The organism is Fructilactobacillus sp. X1R3C1 (genome assembly GCF_059901545.1).
On sequence record NZ_JBWXUT010000001.1, the window covers coordinates 1 to 16,262 of the forward strand.

At 42.1% G+C, this 16,262-nt stretch carries 13 protein-coding genes; 5 read left to right on the top strand and 8 right to left on the bottom strand.

The features are described 5' to 3' along the window. Window positions 1–393 precede the first annotated feature (393 nt). Window positions 394–4,398, top strand: a complete 4,005-nt coding sequence (locus tag AC6UD8_RS00005; protein ID WP_500698847.1) for a mucin-binding protein — start codon at window positions 394–396, stop codon at window positions 4,396–4,398. Window positions 4,399–4,975: 577 nt separating this feature from the next. Continuing rightward, complete coding sequence (locus tag AC6UD8_RS00010) at window positions 4,976–7,885, top strand: bacterial Ig-like domain-containing protein (RefSeq protein ID WP_500698848.1); 2,910 nt, start codon at window positions 4,976–4,978, stop codon at window positions 7,883–7,885. A gap of 99 nt (window positions 7,886–7,984) precedes the next feature. On the opposite strand, the gene AC6UD8_RS00015 is transcribed toward AC6UD8_RS00010, so the two are convergent. Both AC6UD8_RS00015 and AC6UD8_RS00020 read right to left on the bottom strand, forming a co-directional pair. Beyond that, window positions 7,985–8,674: a hypothetical protein gene (locus AC6UD8_RS00015; RefSeq protein WP_500698849.1), complete on the bottom strand. Its 690-nt coding sequence runs from the start codon at window positions 8,672–8,674 to the stop codon at window positions 7,985–7,987. Further along, window positions 8,667–9,296 (bottom strand): hypothetical protein, encoded by a 630-nt coding sequence (locus AC6UD8_RS00020; protein ID WP_500696321.1) that lies wholly within the window; start codon window positions 9,294–9,296, stop codon window positions 8,667–8,669. The genes AC6UD8_RS00015 and AC6UD8_RS00020 overlap by 8 nt, the downstream gene beginning before the upstream one ends. A 178-nt stretch (window positions 9,297–9,474) precedes the next feature. Between AC6UD8_RS00020 and AC6UD8_RS00025 the strand changes: the two genes are divergently transcribed. Next, the gene (locus tag AC6UD8_RS00025) at window positions 9,475–9,981 is read left to right on the top strand and encodes a type 1 glutamine amidotransferase domain-containing protein (protein WP_500695500.1); all 507 of its coding nucleotides are present in this window, start codon (window positions 9,475–9,477) and stop codon (window positions 9,979–9,981) included. A 54-nt stretch (window positions 9,982–10,035) separates the two neighbouring features. On the opposite strand, the gene pyrC is transcribed toward AC6UD8_RS00025, so the two are convergent. Together pyrC and AC6UD8_RS00035 are read right to left on the bottom strand one after the other, a co-directional pair. Continuing rightward, entirely contained in the window at window positions 10,036–11,310 is a 1,275-nt protein-coding gene (pyrC, locus tag AC6UD8_RS00030) for a dihydroorotase (protein WP_500698850.1), read from the bottom strand. Further along, window positions 11,307–12,257, bottom strand: coding sequence for an aspartate carbamoyltransferase catalytic subunit (locus AC6UD8_RS00035; RefSeq protein WP_500698851.1), 951 nt, complete (start codon window positions 12,255–12,257; stop codon window positions 11,307–11,309). Before AC6UD8_RS00035 ends, pyrC begins: the two co-directional genes overlap by 4 nt. 380 nt (window positions 12,258–12,637) lie before the next feature. On the opposite strand from AC6UD8_RS00035, the gene AC6UD8_RS00040 reads away from it, so the two are divergent. Then, complete coding sequence (locus AC6UD8_RS00040) at window positions 12,638–13,579, top strand: dihydroorotate oxidase (RefSeq protein WP_500698852.1); 942 nt, start codon at window positions 12,638–12,640, stop codon at window positions 13,577–13,579. A gap of 88 nt (window positions 13,580–13,667) precedes the next feature. Here the strand turns inward: AC6UD8_RS00040 and AC6UD8_RS00045 are convergent, their stop codons facing one another. Then, entirely contained in the window at window positions 13,668–13,790 is a 123-nt protein-coding gene (locus tag AC6UD8_RS00045; RefSeq protein WP_500693256.1) for a hypothetical protein, read from the bottom strand. 10 nt (window positions 13,791–13,800) lie between these two features. Further along, window positions 13,801–14,376 (bottom strand): hypothetical protein, encoded by a 576-nt coding sequence (locus AC6UD8_RS00050; protein WP_500693257.1) that lies wholly within the window; start codon window positions 14,374–14,376, stop codon window positions 13,801–13,803. Window positions 14,377–14,498: 122 nt separating this feature from the next. Between AC6UD8_RS00050 and AC6UD8_RS00055 the strand changes: the two genes are divergently transcribed. Continuing rightward, the gene (locus AC6UD8_RS00055; protein WP_500698853.1) at window positions 14,499–15,347 is read left to right on the top strand and encodes a hypothetical protein; all 849 of its coding nucleotides are present in this window, start codon (window positions 14,499–14,501) and stop codon (window positions 15,345–15,347) included. A gap of 62 nt (window positions 15,348–15,409) precedes the next feature. On the opposite strand, the gene AC6UD8_RS00060 is transcribed toward AC6UD8_RS00055, so the two are convergent. Both AC6UD8_RS00060 and AC6UD8_RS00065 read right to left on the bottom strand, forming a co-directional pair. Beyond that, window positions 15,410–15,562, bottom strand: a complete 153-nt coding sequence (locus AC6UD8_RS00060) for a hypothetical protein (protein WP_500698854.1) — start codon at window positions 15,560–15,562, stop codon at window positions 15,410–15,412. Window positions 15,563–15,589: 27 nt separating this feature from the next. Then, entirely contained in the window at window positions 15,590–16,117 is a 528-nt protein-coding gene (locus AC6UD8_RS00065) for a DUF308 domain-containing protein (protein ID WP_500695492.1), read from the bottom strand. Between the last annotated feature and the right edge of the window lie 145 nt (window positions 16,118–16,262).

Genomic DNA, 16,262 nt, shown 5'->3' on the forward strand with positions numbered 1-16,262 from the left:
CTGTCACTTCTCAGTTTCTTTGGCTTAGGGAAATGGTTTAAAGACCGAAAAGAAACCAAGTAAGTTTGTGATTTAAAAATTAAGCGAGATTAATAAGTTTAAAGGCTAACATCCATTTTGGGTGTTAGCCTTTTTTATATATTTTTAATAATTAAAAAATTCAGCAATTTATTAAGAAATGAATAAATTGCTGAGAACGTGTTGGTACTAGCATAGGGTGATTTATATTTGAAAATTCACAACCTGAATTACCTAATTAATTGACGAGTTTGATAAACAGAATGATTGAGTTATCGTATTTTTTATGTATAATAAGTCTCCGTAATAATGAATAATAAGTATAGTTTGTGATTTATTATTTTGTAACCGCTAGGTACTAAGGAGTGTTTATTTATGTTTAGGGATTCAAAGAAACGTTTTAAGATGTATAAGTCTGGGAAACGTTGGATGGTTGCCGCTCTTGTCACCACTTTCACAATCGGTGGAATGACACTGGGAGCAAGCGCTGACACCACTTCAACGCAGGCCAATGAAGGAACTGTTCCGTCTGAACAAAAAGCAGACCAGACGAGTACGGCGACACAATCGGGAACCACATCATTTAATCAAAATGATGCAAACCCAAGTAGTTCAGACCAAGCTGTCAGTGCAACAGATGGTCAGACAAAGGATAACCAGAGTCAAACAGCTGATTCACAAAAGCAGGCGGATCAAGCAACTCAACCAGCGACTGATTCACAAACACAGGCTCAAAATGACCAGTCAAAACAGGATGATAGTAATCAAGAATCACAATCATCCACGAGTAATTCTAATCAAGCGAGTCAGGAGCAAAAAACTGAGCAATCATCACAAGATAGTAAAACTGACCAATCGAAGACTTACCAGTCAAGTGATGTAAAGAAGCAGGCTGATAATCAACCAAGTGCTACTTCTGATAATCAAAATCAGACCCAGGATTCATCAAATAAAAATGATGCAACAGCTAAGCTCGATTCACAAGCTGACCAGACAAAAACTGATGACCAGAAGAATCAAGGAACTGATACCCAAGCCAAACCGGATGATACTAATCGGACTAAAAACGATGACGCCAAAAATACCAATCAGCCTAATCCTGATGTTGTAAGAAATAATCAACAAATGAATGCCGATACCACTAGTGACAGTAGTACTTTACCAAAGGGCATCAACATCACGAGTGACGCATCTCCAGACAATACTAATTTTAACCAATTTGGGAGTATGTCAGTTCGAACCGACATTAATATTACCGATGCGGATGCTACCATCAAAGCTGGTGATAGAATCATCTTTAACATTGCCAACAGTACTGATCCTGGCAGTGATGGCATGATGAAAAAAGTTATTAATTGGAATAAAATTTCAATGACTGGTGGTTCAGAATATGGACACTTAGAGTTTGATGCCGCAAATGGTCAAGTTTATTACATTTTCGATAAAAACATTGAGTTTACTACTGGTTCGTTCTCATTTACTTTGAACATTCCCTTTCAAACGAGTCCAGATGTTCCCAATAATGTTGGAGTTGATTTCTCAACTGAATTTCAGCAGGGTAATTCCACTTATTTGATAAACAAATTTTACTATGGATACGTTGCTTCTAATAATGACCAACCATCACCTAACCGAGTTCAGGCGCCTAACCTAGGATCTGGAATCGGAAATAACTATGCTGGAGTTGCAGCACCATACGGGGGGCCAACTGCTAATAATCCGGTTTCAACTCCTACTTATGGTGATTCAATTTATGATCCGGCTAAGGGTGATCAACCTAGTTTTGCTAACGTGCTTTACCCAAATCAAGATCCTGACCCTAATCTAAATAATTTGACTGGCAGAACCTGGACCGTTGACATTCAGGGTGACGGAGCTTCTTTTGATTTAAATGGACTTCGTTTTGGAATTCCTAGTCCTGGAGTTTATTCACCTGGATGGGCCGGACAGTATGCTGGCCAGTGGATTACGTTAGATCAGTTAAGACAGGTTTTGCCTGGCGTTCAGGTTCAAGTTGACCAAATTGATGCAAACCATGCTAGATTATCAATTACTTTCCCAGATGGGGTAACCATTCAATACTTACAGTTTACTGGTAATTTTATTGCTCCAAATACTGGTGGCAGATATTCCGTTAACTTTGGTTATCATGATGATCAGGGAACTTCGAGAAATAATAGTATTCCCATGGGTTTTGTTTACCAAACTAATGACCAACAAGGTTTCTTCCCATCCATCACGGCCAGTGATAAGTCATTAAATGCTGACACCTTCAACATTGATAATTTGGACAGTTACCTGTTAGATGGTGTAAGTTCAAGTGATGTTCAAGACGGAACCAGCGATAAAGTTGAAATCTCCGATGATGCCGCTTTAAGAGAAGCCATTGCTAACAAGCAGGCTGGTGTCTATAACGTGACTTATAAGACAACCAATTCGAAAGGATTGACGAGTTATAAGACGGTGAGTGTCACAGTCGTTCTTAGTCAAGAAGTTACAGACTCAACCACTGGAACATTTACCATTCATTACGTTGATCAAAATGGTAATACCCTCCAACCAGATAAGGTCATTACCGCGCACTTCACCCGGACTGGTCAAAGAGACCCATTGACAAATAAGACTAGCTGGAATAAGTGGACAAGTACCGATAACACTTATGACATTCTATCACCAAGTGTTCCTAACAGAACTCCTAGTCAGGATTCAGTCAGTGGAACCATCAATCCTGACGAAAATGGTTCAACAAAAGTGGTTTACACTGATAATACTGAAGATTTAAAGGATAAAGCCACTGGGCAAGTAACCATTAACTATGTTGATCAAAATGGCAATCAGGTTGCCCCATCGAAGACAGTTACTGCCCACTTTACTCGGACTGGAACTAAGAATTTGGTAACTGGTAAAGTTACTTGGAACGATTGGACAAGTACTGATAACACTTACGACGTTGCATCGCCAAATGTTCCTAACAGAACTCCTAGTCAGAAATCAGTCAGCGGAACGATTAACCCAAATGATAACAGTGAAATAAATATTACTTATGCTGACGACACTACGGAAGTAAGTGAGCAAGCTACTGGTCAAACAACCATCAATTACATTGACAAAACTGGTGGCAACCAAGTGGCACCATCAAAGGTTATTACTGGTCATTTCACCCGGACTGGGACTAAGAATTTAGTAACGAATGATGTTACTTGGAATGATTGGACGAGTGATGATGCTCATTACAATGTTGATTCACCTAAGGTTTACAACATGGTACCCGATAAATATCAAGTTATTGGAAACGTTGTTCGTGGGGAAAATAATACAATTAATGTTTACTACACCCATGACACGGCTTCAGTAACTGGTAATGCAATTGGTCAAAGAACCATTCACTATGTTGATCAAAATGGTAACCAAGTGGCACCTTCAAAGACTATTTCCGTTAACTTCACTCGAAATGGGACGAAGGACTTTGCAACGGGTGAACTTACCTGGGGACCATGGATGAGCGATGGCAGTGATACTTACAACGTTGCCTCACCAGAAATTGCTAACATGACTCCTGATAAGGACTCAGTTAGCGGAACTATTACTCCAAATGAGTATGATTCAGTAAATGTTGTTTACACGCATAACACTGAAGCAGTATCAGATCAGACAACTGGTCAGGTTACCATTCACTATGTTGATAAGGATGGTAACCAAGTAGCTCCATCAAAGACGATTACGGCTAACTTCACTCGAACTGGAACCAAAGATTTGGCAACGGGTGAAGTCACATGGAACGATTGGACGAGTGATGACAATACTTATAGTGTTAAATCACCAAGTGTTGCTGACATGACTCCCGATCAAGCGGTCGTCAATGGAACCATCGGTCCAGATGAGATGGGAACAGAAAAAGTTATCTATTCTAAGGAACAGACAGGTGAAACTAGCCCAACGCCAAATCATCCGGAGGACCACAATGGTGGAAACCCAACGAAACCAGAGAATCCAACTAATGGAAACAATGGTGAAAGTGGGAACAACGTTGAACCAAACACACCAAACAACAATGGTGGAAATGGTATAATGACACCAAATGATCACAATGGCAATGCGGTTCCTGAAAGTAATGGAAGTTCAAATAAGAACAACTCGAATTCTTCAGAAACAACCGCCCCAGAATCCTCTACTTCAGAAAATAATACCCATGTTAAGTCACAAAAACATGGGACTAATGAAGCTAAGGAAAATGCAACCAACACTAATAAGAAGGGTGAGTTGCCACAAACTGGTCAAGAAGATAACGGTGTCCTAAGTGTCATTGGAATTATGTTACTTTCAATTCTTGGCATCTTTGGACTAGGAAAATGGTTTAAAGATAAAAAAGAAACCAAATAAGCTTTAAATTAAATTGAATGGTCGACATCTATGAAATGGATGTTGGCCATTTTTTTATGGCTAATTTATGAAAAGTTATTTAACAAAAGCCAGATTTAATCAAACTTTTAAAATTAATTTGGTGCGGGAATAAAAAAATTTTTGCAAATATTTTTGTGAATTTTACTCCCACAAAATCGGTCAAAAAAAGAATTGACAGTAGATAAATTGTGAACGATTGGATAAGACTCGTGTTATTTTAATCAATTAATTAAATAAGAAACGCTTTTTGGCAAGATTAGCTATAATTACCGGCAAATCAATGATAAATTGACTAATCATTCGTAAGAGGAAATTTAAATATCGGAAATTCGATAAAAATTACGGGTTGCTAGATTTCGCACGCTATTTTTACGTAGTAATTATTATTTTATAACCCCTCTCTGCTAGTACGTTTTACAAACATTGTGAAGCATATTAAAAGGTTGATTGCTGACATCATCGTGTTTACAATGTCAATTGTGAATATATAAACAGCAGTTTTACTATATATTCTGATAATTCACAAGATGTATTTTAGAACGAGAGGGGAAACCTTATGCAGAACAATACCAAGAAACATTACAAGATGTATAAAGCCGGAAAGCGGTGGATGGTCGCAGCCATTGTGACCGTCGCTACCGTCGGAGGATTGACGGTTGGCGCAAGCGCCGATACTAACGGTCAATCTAATAATAATAATCATAATATACAAATTATTAAAAAAGCAGCGTCCAGTCAACCAGTAAAGGGTGACCTAGTCACGACGTCTGCTCAATCGCAACCAGAAAATCAAAGTAAGTCGAATCGAGCCGTAACTCAAACGCAGGATAATGCGGCTCAAGCTAATACCAGTCAGACCACTGGTACAGCTCCAATGGTCAGTGCTCAACCAGGACAAACTGATTCATTTAAACCGACGACTAACACTGCGCAGGTGGACCAATCGTCATCGAAGAAAGGTAACGGTCAAACCGAAAGAGCAGCTCAAACAAATTCACAACCGACTAACAACCAAGCCACTGCTAGTCAGAACGATGCGCAAAGCAAAAATCAATCGACTCAACCAGAGCCAAATAACGGCCAACAAAACGCAACTGACCAAAAGACTGCCCCAGCACCCGCTAATCAAGCTAGTCAAAAAACTGATAATCAAGGTGCCAATTTTAATAAACAAGTAGTTGCTCCAGAAAAGCAAGCACCGAAAACCACTAATAACGTTCAGTTAAGTGACAAGGTTTATAACATAACGGCGGGTGCCATTGATGTTATGAAAGGTCAGCCAGTTCCGACTGATCCCGCTGACTACAGTATTACTGCTAGTGTAAATGGCACTCCATTAACGGTTACTTCCATCGATGTTTCAGATGTTAATAATGAGGTTCCTGGAACATACAAATATGGTTTCACCCTTTCTGATGGAAGTGTTTGGACCACTGGAATTGTCCAAGTGGTTAATTTTACCGCTAATAATCTTGTCGTCTATCAAGGAAATCCAACTAATATTGATTTTTCCGATCCAGATAGTTATGACGCAATTATGGGAAACCCAACATGGCCTAGCATGGCCATTTGGGGTGTCTATGGTGGTGTAGATGCCAACAAGCCAGGGACTTATCACGTCATAATAATGGGTACTAGTGATCCTAATGGTCCGCAACTCAATAGAACCGTCACCGTTGTTCCCATTCCCGCTGACGCGGTTACCGGTCACGATATCAGTATTCGAATTGGGCAAGCCGTTCCAGACGACGCTAAATCCTATGGTGCGACCGCTCTGAACCCAGATGGCAGTCCAGCAACAATTACTGGGATTGACACTTCCAAAGTCAATAACACTAAAGCGGGAGATTATCCGGTTGTTATCAGTGCGTCAAACGGTTTAACCAAGACGGTCTACGTTCACGTGCTCTTTAACCACACGAGTTTAAGTGCGCATAACCTGACCATCTATACTGGCGACCAGGTTCCAACCGACCCAGCTGCTTATGACGCTAAGGCAACTGATTATGATGGCAATCCGGCTAAAATCACTAAGATTGATGTGTCGAAGGTAAACAATGAGGTTCCTGGCGTTTATCCAGTTTGGATTCACGCTGACAATGGTGAGACACTAGGTGTCACCGTCACGGTCGTTAAGAGTCGGATTAGCATTGCCGCTCATGGAACCAGCATCAGAATTGGGAGACAGGTTCCAACGTGGCCAAGTGCATATGGTGCTAAAGCAACCTACAAGAATGGGAAACCCGCCAAAATTACCAAGATTGACGTTTCGAAGGTTAATAACCAAGTTCCTGGTGATTACCCGGTCACCATTACTTCAGATAACGGTGAAAGTATCACCGTGACCGTCACTGTCTTGAAGAATCACACGCGCTTAAGTGCTAACAACATCAAGATTTACGTTGGTCAAAAAGTTCCAACCGACCCAGCAGCTTATGATGCTCAAGCAACTGATTACGACGGCAATCCAGCTCAAATCACAAACATTGACGTATCCAAAGTAAACAATGAGGTTCCTGGCGTTTATCCGGTAACGATTACCGCCAACAATGGTGAAAAACTGGGTGTCACGGTTACAGTACTCCCTGACGAAGCAACGTTAGTGGGACACGGATTAACTATTTACGTTGGTGATCAGGTCCCAACTGACCCGCAAGCTTATGGTGCCAGTTCCACTAACACGGACGGTACAGAAGCAAGTATCACTAGCGTCGACACTTCCAAGGTTAATAATAAGGTTCCTGGTCAATATCCCGTTGTCATTACTTCATCAAATGGCAAGAAATTAGTAGTAACGGTGACCGTCTTAGCGGATAAGACGAGTCTTGAAGGTCACGGAATTACCATTCACGTTGGTGATCTAGTTCCTACCAATGCCGCTGCCTACGGTGCTAGAGCAACTAACGCTGATGGTACGGAAGCAACGATCACAAGCATTGACACCTCGAAAGTTAATAACCAAGTTCCTGGTCAATACAAAGTTATCATTACCGCTTCAAACGGGGACACATTGGTAGTAACGGTCACGGTTTTGGCTAAGAATGCACCAACTCCGAACCATCCAAGCAACAATGGTGGTAACGGCACTAACCTGATTACACCAAGTCATAACGGTGGAAACGGTAATGGTGGCAGTTCGGTAACTCCAAACCAACCAAGTGGCAATTCTGTCATGCCAGGTCAACCAACTAACAATGGTGGATCTGCGGTAGTTCCAAATAATGGCAGTCAGACCGGTACACCAGAAGCTTCAACGAAGCAGAACGGTAGTCAAGTAGTCGAACCGCAAAGCACGCAAGCCATTCACCAGGCTTTCAATTCTTCAGAAAAGAATGCTAAGCAGAATTCCAAGAACTTGCCACAAACTGGTGAGAACGACTCGTTAATTCTCGAGTTAATCGGTCTTGGCTTTATTGCTTCAGCAATGGCTTTGGCACTTCATGATTTAAAACATCGGGTCAAATAACTCGGTATCATGGTTAAATACGAGAAGTTTGAAAAATTTGTTTAATTAAAGTAAATTAGTTCAAAAAAATAGCCTTCAGGAATTTCCTGAAGGCTATTTTCATTGAGCCCACTTCGTCACTAGCGAGTGGCCCACGGTCACGATTGGTTGATAACTTAAGACTTGATTGGTCTTGGTGTTATACAGCACGTCACCCAGCTTGTCGACGTTGTCACCGCCGTTTTGGTTGTACTTGGTTGCGTACGTGACGATGACGCGAATCTTTTTAATCGTTTCGGGACTGTTGGGATTGTCGTACATCTGTAGCCCGACCATTTTACTCTTGATGCCCATGCTTTTGACCTTATCCTTGGTCTGCTTGTTTCCTTGTTTGCCAAAGACCTTTTGGTTGCTAGCGTAGTTTGGTCCGATGAGTCCAGCGTCTTTTAGGACTTGAGGACGTGCTAGGAATTGGTCGTCATTATCGTAGGTGTAGAAAATCTGGAAGAATTCGTTTAGGTTCTTGTAGGTCGTGTCGGCCATGTGTTGGTTTTGCAGAATACTGCCGACCTTTTGATTATCGGTGTTTAAAAGGCGATTCTTATAACGCTTGTTTAGGGAGTTAAACCGTTGGTTGTACGTTTTCTGCTCAGCAGAAAGGGTGGCTCGATTGGTTTTAACCTGGGTGTTAATGGTGTCATTATGAATCATCAGGGTGAAGATAGCGAGGAGCAAGACGACAATGATTACGAACATGATTGCTAGAACACTGACGTTTTTATTGAGGTGAAATTTGTTGTTTTTAGCCATTGATTTCTTGACCTCCTAACGCCACGAACGTGCTGGTCCATGAAGTCCCAACGAGGGTCGTCTTTCGTTTCTTAACGTTGTAGTTAACGACGTAATTCAAGACGTTTGGCTTCTTATTCTTCCTTGAGGCAAAGGTAATGGTGATCATCGAGTTGTAGGATTGAGACTGGCTGTCGTAACGAGCGTTGTTGACGGAGACGTCCTCAATCTTTTGGTTTAGGTATTTTTTATTGTGTCCCTTGGTACTTAGAACCGTTTTAGTAAAGGCTGGATCGAAACGATCCTTTTTAAACTGCTTACTAACGGCTTGACGCTGTTTGCTTGATTTGGCCATGTATGCCATCTTCATGGCCTTTTGGTAGACCTGGTCGTTATTTTTCTGAATGGATGTGATGTCGACTCCGGTCTGGTGCTGCTTTTGAACTTTTTGCGTGGTCTTTTTGGCGTTTAACGTATTGGTTTCCTGCCGGGTTGTCCTAATCTTAGTCATAAGTTGTTGGTTTTTAGCCTTGGCGTGATGAGTTGAGACTAACAGACATCCTATCAGGATCACTAAGACGAAGATGATGCAGGATGCGACCGTCACGCAAACTAGGTTGACGTCATGTTTGGACTTGTTCATAAAATACCCTCGAATTCTGGAAAATGTAGTTACGTTAATTATAGCGGCTTTAAGTGAGAAGTGTAAATCAAATTTCCGTTAAGTTTCATTGGTTCTAAAGTTGTGATAAATTTTTAAGCAAAATATTTTCCCTGAAATTTCATTCCATGTAAAATTACAGATAAGGAAGTGATAAGAAATGGCTAAAGTAGCTGTACTTGTAACTAATGACGTTGAAGATGTTGAATTGACTTCACCAGTCGAAGCATTGAAAAAAGCTGGTCACGATATTACGATCATCGATAAGAAGGCTGGCGAAGAAATCACTGGTAAACACGGACACAAGACCAAGGTTGACGCTGGAATTGCCGATGTTATGCCGGAAAGCTTTGATGCTTTGCTAGTTCCCGGTGGCTTTTCACCAGATCAACTGCGGGGTGACCCACGGTTTGTTAAATTTGCGAGAAGTTTCTTGTTAGCTGACAAGCCAACGTTTGCGATTTGTCATGGTCCCCAATTGTTCATGCAGACGGGACTGGTTAAAGGTCGCACGATGACCGCTTATAAGACCGTTCAGACCGACATTTACTACGCTGGTGCCATTGTGAAAGATGAGCCAGTGGTAAAGGATCATCACTTAATTACGAGTCGAACACCGGATGATTTGGATCAGTTCAACGCTGCCATTGTCGAAGACTTAATTTGAGCTCGCAATAGTAAAAATGCTTTACGTATTTAATTACGTAAAGCATTTTTTTAATTATGAGTGATAAACGATTTGGCCGTTAACAAAGGTCATGAGGTTTTGTGCATCGACTTGCTTGCCAATAAACGGCGAATTAATTCCCTTTGATTTCATGTTTTTGGTTGTAATTTGATGCGGCGCATTGAGATTCCAGACTGAGAAATTGGCGTGATTACCAACCTTGATTTGGTTTTCTTTTGAGAGCTTGAAGGAGGCGGTTGGCTTGCTACTCATCCATTCCATCAATTGACTGAGAGTGACTCGCCCAGTTTCAACCAGTCTGGTGTACAGCAGTGGAAAGGCTGTTTCGATGCCGGTAATCCCGAAAGCCGCATCGTTAAAAGAATTCCCCTTGTCAGAGACGGTGTGAGGGGCGTGGTCGGTCGCAATCATGTCGATGGTGCCGTCCAATAATCCATCTAGTAACGCTTGCCGGTCTTTTTTGGTTCTCAGTGGTGGATTCATCTTGTACATGGGGTCGTCACTGGTAATCATGGAATCGTCTAATAACAGGTGATGCGGGGAAACCTCAGCGGTGACGTGCACACCATCCGCTTTGGCCCGTCGAATCAGTTCCACGCTGCGCGCCGTTGAGACGTGACAGACGTGGTAATGAACACCGCTCATCCGTGCTAGTTCGAGGTCGCGAGCTAGTTGGCTGGTTTCCGTTACTTCAGGAATACCCTTTAGGCTAAGTTTTTGGGATGCTGATCCTTCATTAATGACGCCGCAGTTCATTAACGAGTGGTCTTCAACGTGGGCGGCCAGAGGCAATCCAGTTTGAGCGATTTCTTTCATGGCCTTGTACATGGTATGGGCGCTCTGAATTCCAATCCCATCGTTACTGAAGGCCACGGCTCCAGCCTGTTTCATTGCGGCAAAGTTCACGAGTTGGTCACCACGTTCGTTGTAGGTCACGGGGGCGAACTGTTTCACGTTGACAACGCCCTGTTGCAGGTTATGTTCAATCATTGATTTTAGTTTATCAGGAGTATTGGGGACGGGCATGACGTTTGGCATGGCACAAACGGTCGTGTAACCACCGTGAGCGGACGCTTCACTACCGGTTTTGACGGTTTCCTTTTCCGTTTGACCGGGGTCTCTGAAGTGAACGTGCACGTCCACCAAACCTGGCAGTACCACCTTATTCTTGGCGTTAATGACCCTGTCGGCTTGCGTCGGCTCAATTTGAAGTTTAATTTGTTTAATAACACCATCATCTAACAGTAAATCACACCGTTTGAGCGCTTGATTTTGAAATACTTGCCCGTTTTGAATTAAAATTTTCATCGTTCGTCAATTTCCTTAATGTCGGCCTGATTCACGATCCCCTTGTTGACCAAGACGTCGGTCAAAATGGCCATGCGCATGTACATCCCGTTCGTCATCTGTTTAAAGATTCGCGACTTGTCAGCTTCCACGAGGTCGGAATCAATCTCAATTCCCCGGTTGACGGGAGCGGGGTGCATGATGATGGCGTTATCCTTCATCGTTTGGTAGCGCTCCTTAGTTAAGCCAAATTGTTCGTGGTAACTGTTGGCGTCAAAGTCCGCCAGTTCTTTTCCGAGGCGTTCCTTTTGCACCCTGAGTAACATCACAATGTCGGAATTGTGGGCCAGTTCGTCAACGGTTAAATGTTTACCGTACTCCTCAAATTTCGGGTCGTACCACTGGTCGGGACCCGCAAACGACACGTGCGCTCCGAGTTTAGTTAAAAGTTCCATGTTGGAACGGGCCACTCGGGAGTGGTTTAAGTCGCCAATGATCCCGACGTTTAAATCCTTGAAGGTGCCAAATTCCTGGTAGATGGTCATCATGTCAAGAAGTGATTGGGATGGGTGCTGGCCGCTTCCGTCACCACCGTTAACGACGCTGATTTTCAGGTTGTCGTCCAGTAGTTGTCGGTAGTACTCGTTTTCGGGATGCCGAATGACCGCGATGTCAACGCCAATCGCCTGAAGCGTTTTGATGGTGTCGGAGAGGGTCTCACCCTTGGTGACCGAACTAGTATCAGCGTTAAACTGAAGGACCTGGATTCCGAGTCTGCGTTCTGCCATCTCAAAGCTGGTGTGTGTCCTGGTACTGTTCTCAAAGAAGAGGTTCATTGCGTAGGTGGGGCGGTTTAGTTGCACCGACTTGCCCTCTTTGAAGAGTTGCGCCAGTTTAATCTTATGTAAAACCTGTTTCTCGTCCATTTCAGAGACCGTCACTAAATCATGCTTGTATGAATATGCCATTTGATCCTCCTAGATTGTCACTTGGTTGAATTGCATAAATAAAGGGCCTACTACAAATTAACGTAGCACGCCCACTTTTTGACATGACCAGTTAACTTTTCAATCTCTCTGGATTGAATTAAAGTAGTCTCGATTTATTTGATAAATACTCTAACTAAATTGACGTAGAAAGTCAATTATTTTTTAGTCAAGTTTTCTCAGTTGACAATTAAGGGTGGGGATCGTTATTATGATGACAATCAATCTTTAATTGGTTCAGAGAATCCAAAAGATTATTCATCCTAATTAAACTAATCGCGGTCGCAACTATGACAAATGGGAACTTCTCTGAATGCCCAGTAATAGTTGTGACTTTTTATATACCAAAGGAGTTATTTACAATGGATCACATTTCAATTGCAGCACAGATCGGTAACGAGACGTTTGCCCATCCCTTTTTAAATGCCGCTGGAGTTTTTGACGAAACCGCCGAAGAGATGAATCAAATCCTGAAATCCGAAGCTGGTGGCGTGACGACCAAGAGTGCCACGTTAGAGCCACGTGAGGGGAACCCCAAGCCGCGCTATGCCGAAACAGAATTTGGCAGTATCAATTCCATGGGATTACCAAACAAGGGACTGACATACTATCTTGATTACATTGAACAGAATCAGATTAACAAACCAATCGATTTATCAATCTCGGGAACCTCCCTTGGTGACAACATCACAGCTCTAAGAAAGATTCAAGACAGTAGCTTTACCGGTCTCTGTGAGCTTAACTTGTCGTGTCCAAATGTGATTGGCAAGCCACAGATCGGTTACGACTTTGCGGCCGTTCACGCGGCCATGGAAGCCATTTTTAGTTTTTACACCAAGCCACTGGGCCTCAAGTTACCACCGTATTTTGACTTACAACAATACGACGCTATAAGTAAGATTTTGAACCAGTATCCCTTGACCTACATCAACACCATTAACAGTGTTGGTAACGGCTTAATTGTGGACGCTGACACCGAATCAGCAGTCATTTCCCCCAAGGGTGGTTTTGGCGGCATCGGTGGTTCATACGTCAAGCCCGTGGCACTGGCAAATGTACGAGCCTTCAGAAAGCGTTTGAAGCCGGAAATCAAGATTATCGGAACTGGTGGCGTTCGTACTGGAAAGGATGCCTTTGAGTTAATCCTGTGTGGTGCTGATGTGGTTGAGGTCGGAACGGCCCTTTTAAAGGAAGGCCCTGAAATCTTTTCACGTTTGGATTCTGAACTGACAGCTATCATGCTTCACAAGGGCTACCATCAGTTGTCTGATTTTCGGGGGAAGCTTAAGGAGCGGCAGGATTAGTTTGGTCCTAGAATGATTTTAAATACTGCTATTAACGAAAAGGTGACCACACGATCGAATCGCGTGATCACCTTTTTTAGTTTGAACCTTAAACTGCGTTTGAAATTTCACCAATTGGACCGGGAATTAACAGTACTAACGCCATGCAGACGAGTAGTACGATTACAAGTACAACAGCGATGGCAATAATAATCTTAGTTGACTTGGACATAAATCTCCTCCTAATCATTTTTGATTAGATCAGTCAAAAAGATGAGCTCCCATGAATTGAAACACACAATCTCGATCTTTTTGAGTTTGATCTTGTGTTCCTCATTTAAAATGGGGTCAAACGGATCGTCAACGGCTCGTGAAATCAGTGAGAAATTGGACGGTTCCCGATTTTTCATGTAGCCGATGCGGTCTTTTTTCTGGTTCTTCTTGTTAATTGTGACGACTTCAAAATTCACTTCACTCCGTGACAGATAATCAAGGACCTCCTGAAGTGGATTCTTAAAAGGAAGGTCTTCAATTGTTTTAATTTGTGGTGTATCCTTAAGCCCATATTCGGTCGCAAGGGTCCGATACTCGATCATCTGTTTTAAGTATGGAGTTCCCGTGTTAAAAACCGGAACTTCTTTCGTCAGATCGATTAATTCGTAGTTATCAAGACGACCTTCGAGGTCAATGGTCCTCATCAGCGCATACTTGTCGTTATGTTTTAAAATGTAACCAACGTCGAATTTATTTTTCCGTTCATTTTCAAAGTATTCCACCATCGTGGTGGGATTGAGTTCATCAATATCAATGTCTTCCATTTTATTCACCTCCTGGGCTCAATTTCATCATACCCAAACGCTCACGATAGTACAAACATTTAGAAAATTGAGTTTAATTGGGTGTAAAATAGATACCAGAAGAACTAATAAAGGGGAATTTCATGTTAAAAAAACTTGTCAAGACGCGTCAATTCAAAACGTTATCGCTGGAGTTCGTGGCGTATGCTTTCGTCATTTTAGACTTACTTTATTATGAAGCTTTTCACCTGTCGGCTGAGATTGGTCTAATCTTCATTTTTATGGCGGTTCCAATGGCCTTCTTCGAGTCAAAGGGGAAGGGTTATCAGTGGTCGTGGCTCGCGGCTTCGACCTTGATTTGTGGAGCAGCCGCTTCCGTAATGAATCGACCGTATTTTGTGTTAGCCGTGCTGTTCTTCACTGCCGTCTACGCCTTCATGATTTATCACCCGATTAGTCTGTATCCTAAGTTTTGGATGATGTTGATCTACTGGATGGTGTTCATCTTGGGATGCGACATCATCACGTGGACGGGACGCAAGATTAACATTGTGACCGAGAGTCATAAGCAGCTTTTGAGCGCTAATCTCGAGATTATTGGAATTACCCTGTTAGTGATGGTGATTTTGACAGGAATCGGCTACTTCTTGATTCATGGGCAGTTAGAACCCTTACTCGTCAAGAACAGCATCATGTTCTGGATTAACGTGGTGTTGAGCGTCCTGTTGGTCATTCAGTCGGCGGTCGTGGTTTTCTGGCTGAAATTTGGACCGTTTCACCTTCACCTTGGTCCGCATTCCGTCATTGGTGGTTTTACAATGGTCGGCGGTAGTTTGATTGCCCTGCTGATCTACATTGAACTGGTTTTTATTATCATTAATTCGATTTGGTCGAGTTACACGATGGGGAAGTGGCAGGTCGTAAGTAGCTTTGTTTACTTAGACTTAGTGCTCGTGTTTATCATGTTGCTATTGGGAAACTCATTAATTTAAATAAAATTGACAAAAGAAAATGGCTTCACGTATTTGAGTACGTGAGGCCATTTTTGGTTTGCTTAACCTTTGAGATACCAATCAATTAGTGATTGGTCATCTGAATCGGGATCGATAATAATTTGACCCATATCATTAGTTTTAGTTTTTTGAGCCAGATTTTTATTCAACAGATTATTCCAAAAATGTTGGATTTTTTTATCATTATTTTCCATATGAATCCCTTTTAATTAATACCTAATTTAAAATGCCATTACCAATAACTTAATTCCTTCAACGATGAAGTAGATGCCGATGAAGATAATAACAACGGCGTTTGAAAGGTATGGGGTAAACAAAAGGATAATTCCAATGATAATTCCGATGATACCAGCCGTTACGATTAACCAGTAGTAACGTTTGGCTGACTTCTGTTGTGCTTTGGTTGCCGAGTAGATACTTAGACCAGAGTCAACGATGAACCAGATCGCAAAGGCGATGGCGATGAGGTAGAAGCCAAATGAACGGCTGAATAACAGGATCAGACCAATGATGATATCGATAATTCCATTGATGATAATCAAGTATCCCGAAACATCAAAGTTCTTTTGCAGTTGATGATGAAGCACCAAGTGATACAGGCCAATGCAGAGTGCCACGATTCCTAAAATAACGGCTAGTGCCTGCAGTGTGGCAAATGGTTTGATGAAGACAAAGAGTCCAGCGGCAACAAAGATAATTCCCGCAATTAGGGCCCATCCATCAAAACCTTTTTCTTTTTCATTAAACATATAAAACGCTCCCTTTATTTAAAGCTATTACGTGGTCAATTATAACGTAGTTTGTGGGGAATGGTGAAAATAAAAAACTGATAAATGCACGTGGATAGTGTGTGGTTTGGGAACAGTTATGCACCTAACTATGCAAACATTAATT

Bases quoted from the DNA above. Each gene is read 5' to 3' on its own strand.
- AC6UD8_RS00055 (WP_500698853.1), top strand. From the start codon at position 14,499: ATGTTAAAAAAACTTGTCAAGACGCGTCAATTCAAAACGTTATCGCTG.
- AC6UD8_RS00050 (WP_500693257.1), bottom strand. From the start codon at position 14,376: ATGGAAGACATTGATATTGATGAACTCAATCCCACCACGATGGTGGAA.
- AC6UD8_RS00015 (WP_500698849.1), bottom strand. From the start codon at position 8,674: ATGGCTAAAAACAACAAATTTCACCTCAATAAAAACGTCAGTGTTCTA.
- pyrC (WP_500698850.1), bottom strand. From the start codon at position 11,310: ATGAAAATTTTAATTCAAAACGGGCAAGTATTTCAAAATCAAGCGCTC.
- AC6UD8_RS00010 (WP_500698848.1), top strand. From the start codon at position 4,976: ATGCAGAACAATACCAAGAAACATTACAAGATGTATAAAGCCGGAAAG.
- AC6UD8_RS00025 (WP_500695500.1), top strand. From the start codon at position 9,475: ATGGCTAAAGTAGCTGTACTTGTAACTAATGACGTTGAAGATGTTGAA.
- AC6UD8_RS00040 (WP_500698852.1), top strand. From the start codon at position 12,638: ATGGATCACATTTCAATTGCAGCACAGATCGGTAACGAGACGTTTGCC.
- AC6UD8_RS00005 (WP_500698847.1), top strand. From the start codon at position 394: ATGTTTAGGGATTCAAAGAAACGTTTTAAGATGTATAAGTCTGGGAAA.
- AC6UD8_RS00045 (WP_500693256.1), bottom strand. From the start codon at position 13,790: ATGTCCAAGTCAACTAAGATTATTATTGCCATCGCTGTTGTACTTGTA.
- AC6UD8_RS00035 (WP_500698851.1), bottom strand. From the start codon at position 12,257: ATGGCATATTCATACAAGCATGATTTAGTGACGGTCTCTGAAATGGAC.
- AC6UD8_RS00020 (WP_500696321.1), bottom strand. From the start codon at position 9,296: ATGAACAAGTCCAAACATGACGTCAACCTAGTTTGCGTGACGGTCGCA.
- AC6UD8_RS00060 (WP_500698854.1), bottom strand. From the start codon at position 15,562: ATGGAAAATAATGATAAAAAAATCCAACATTTTTGGAATAATCTGTTG.
- AC6UD8_RS00065 (WP_500695492.1), bottom strand. From the start codon at position 16,117: ATGTTTAATGAAAAAGAAAAAGGTTTTGATGGATGGGCCCTAATTGCG.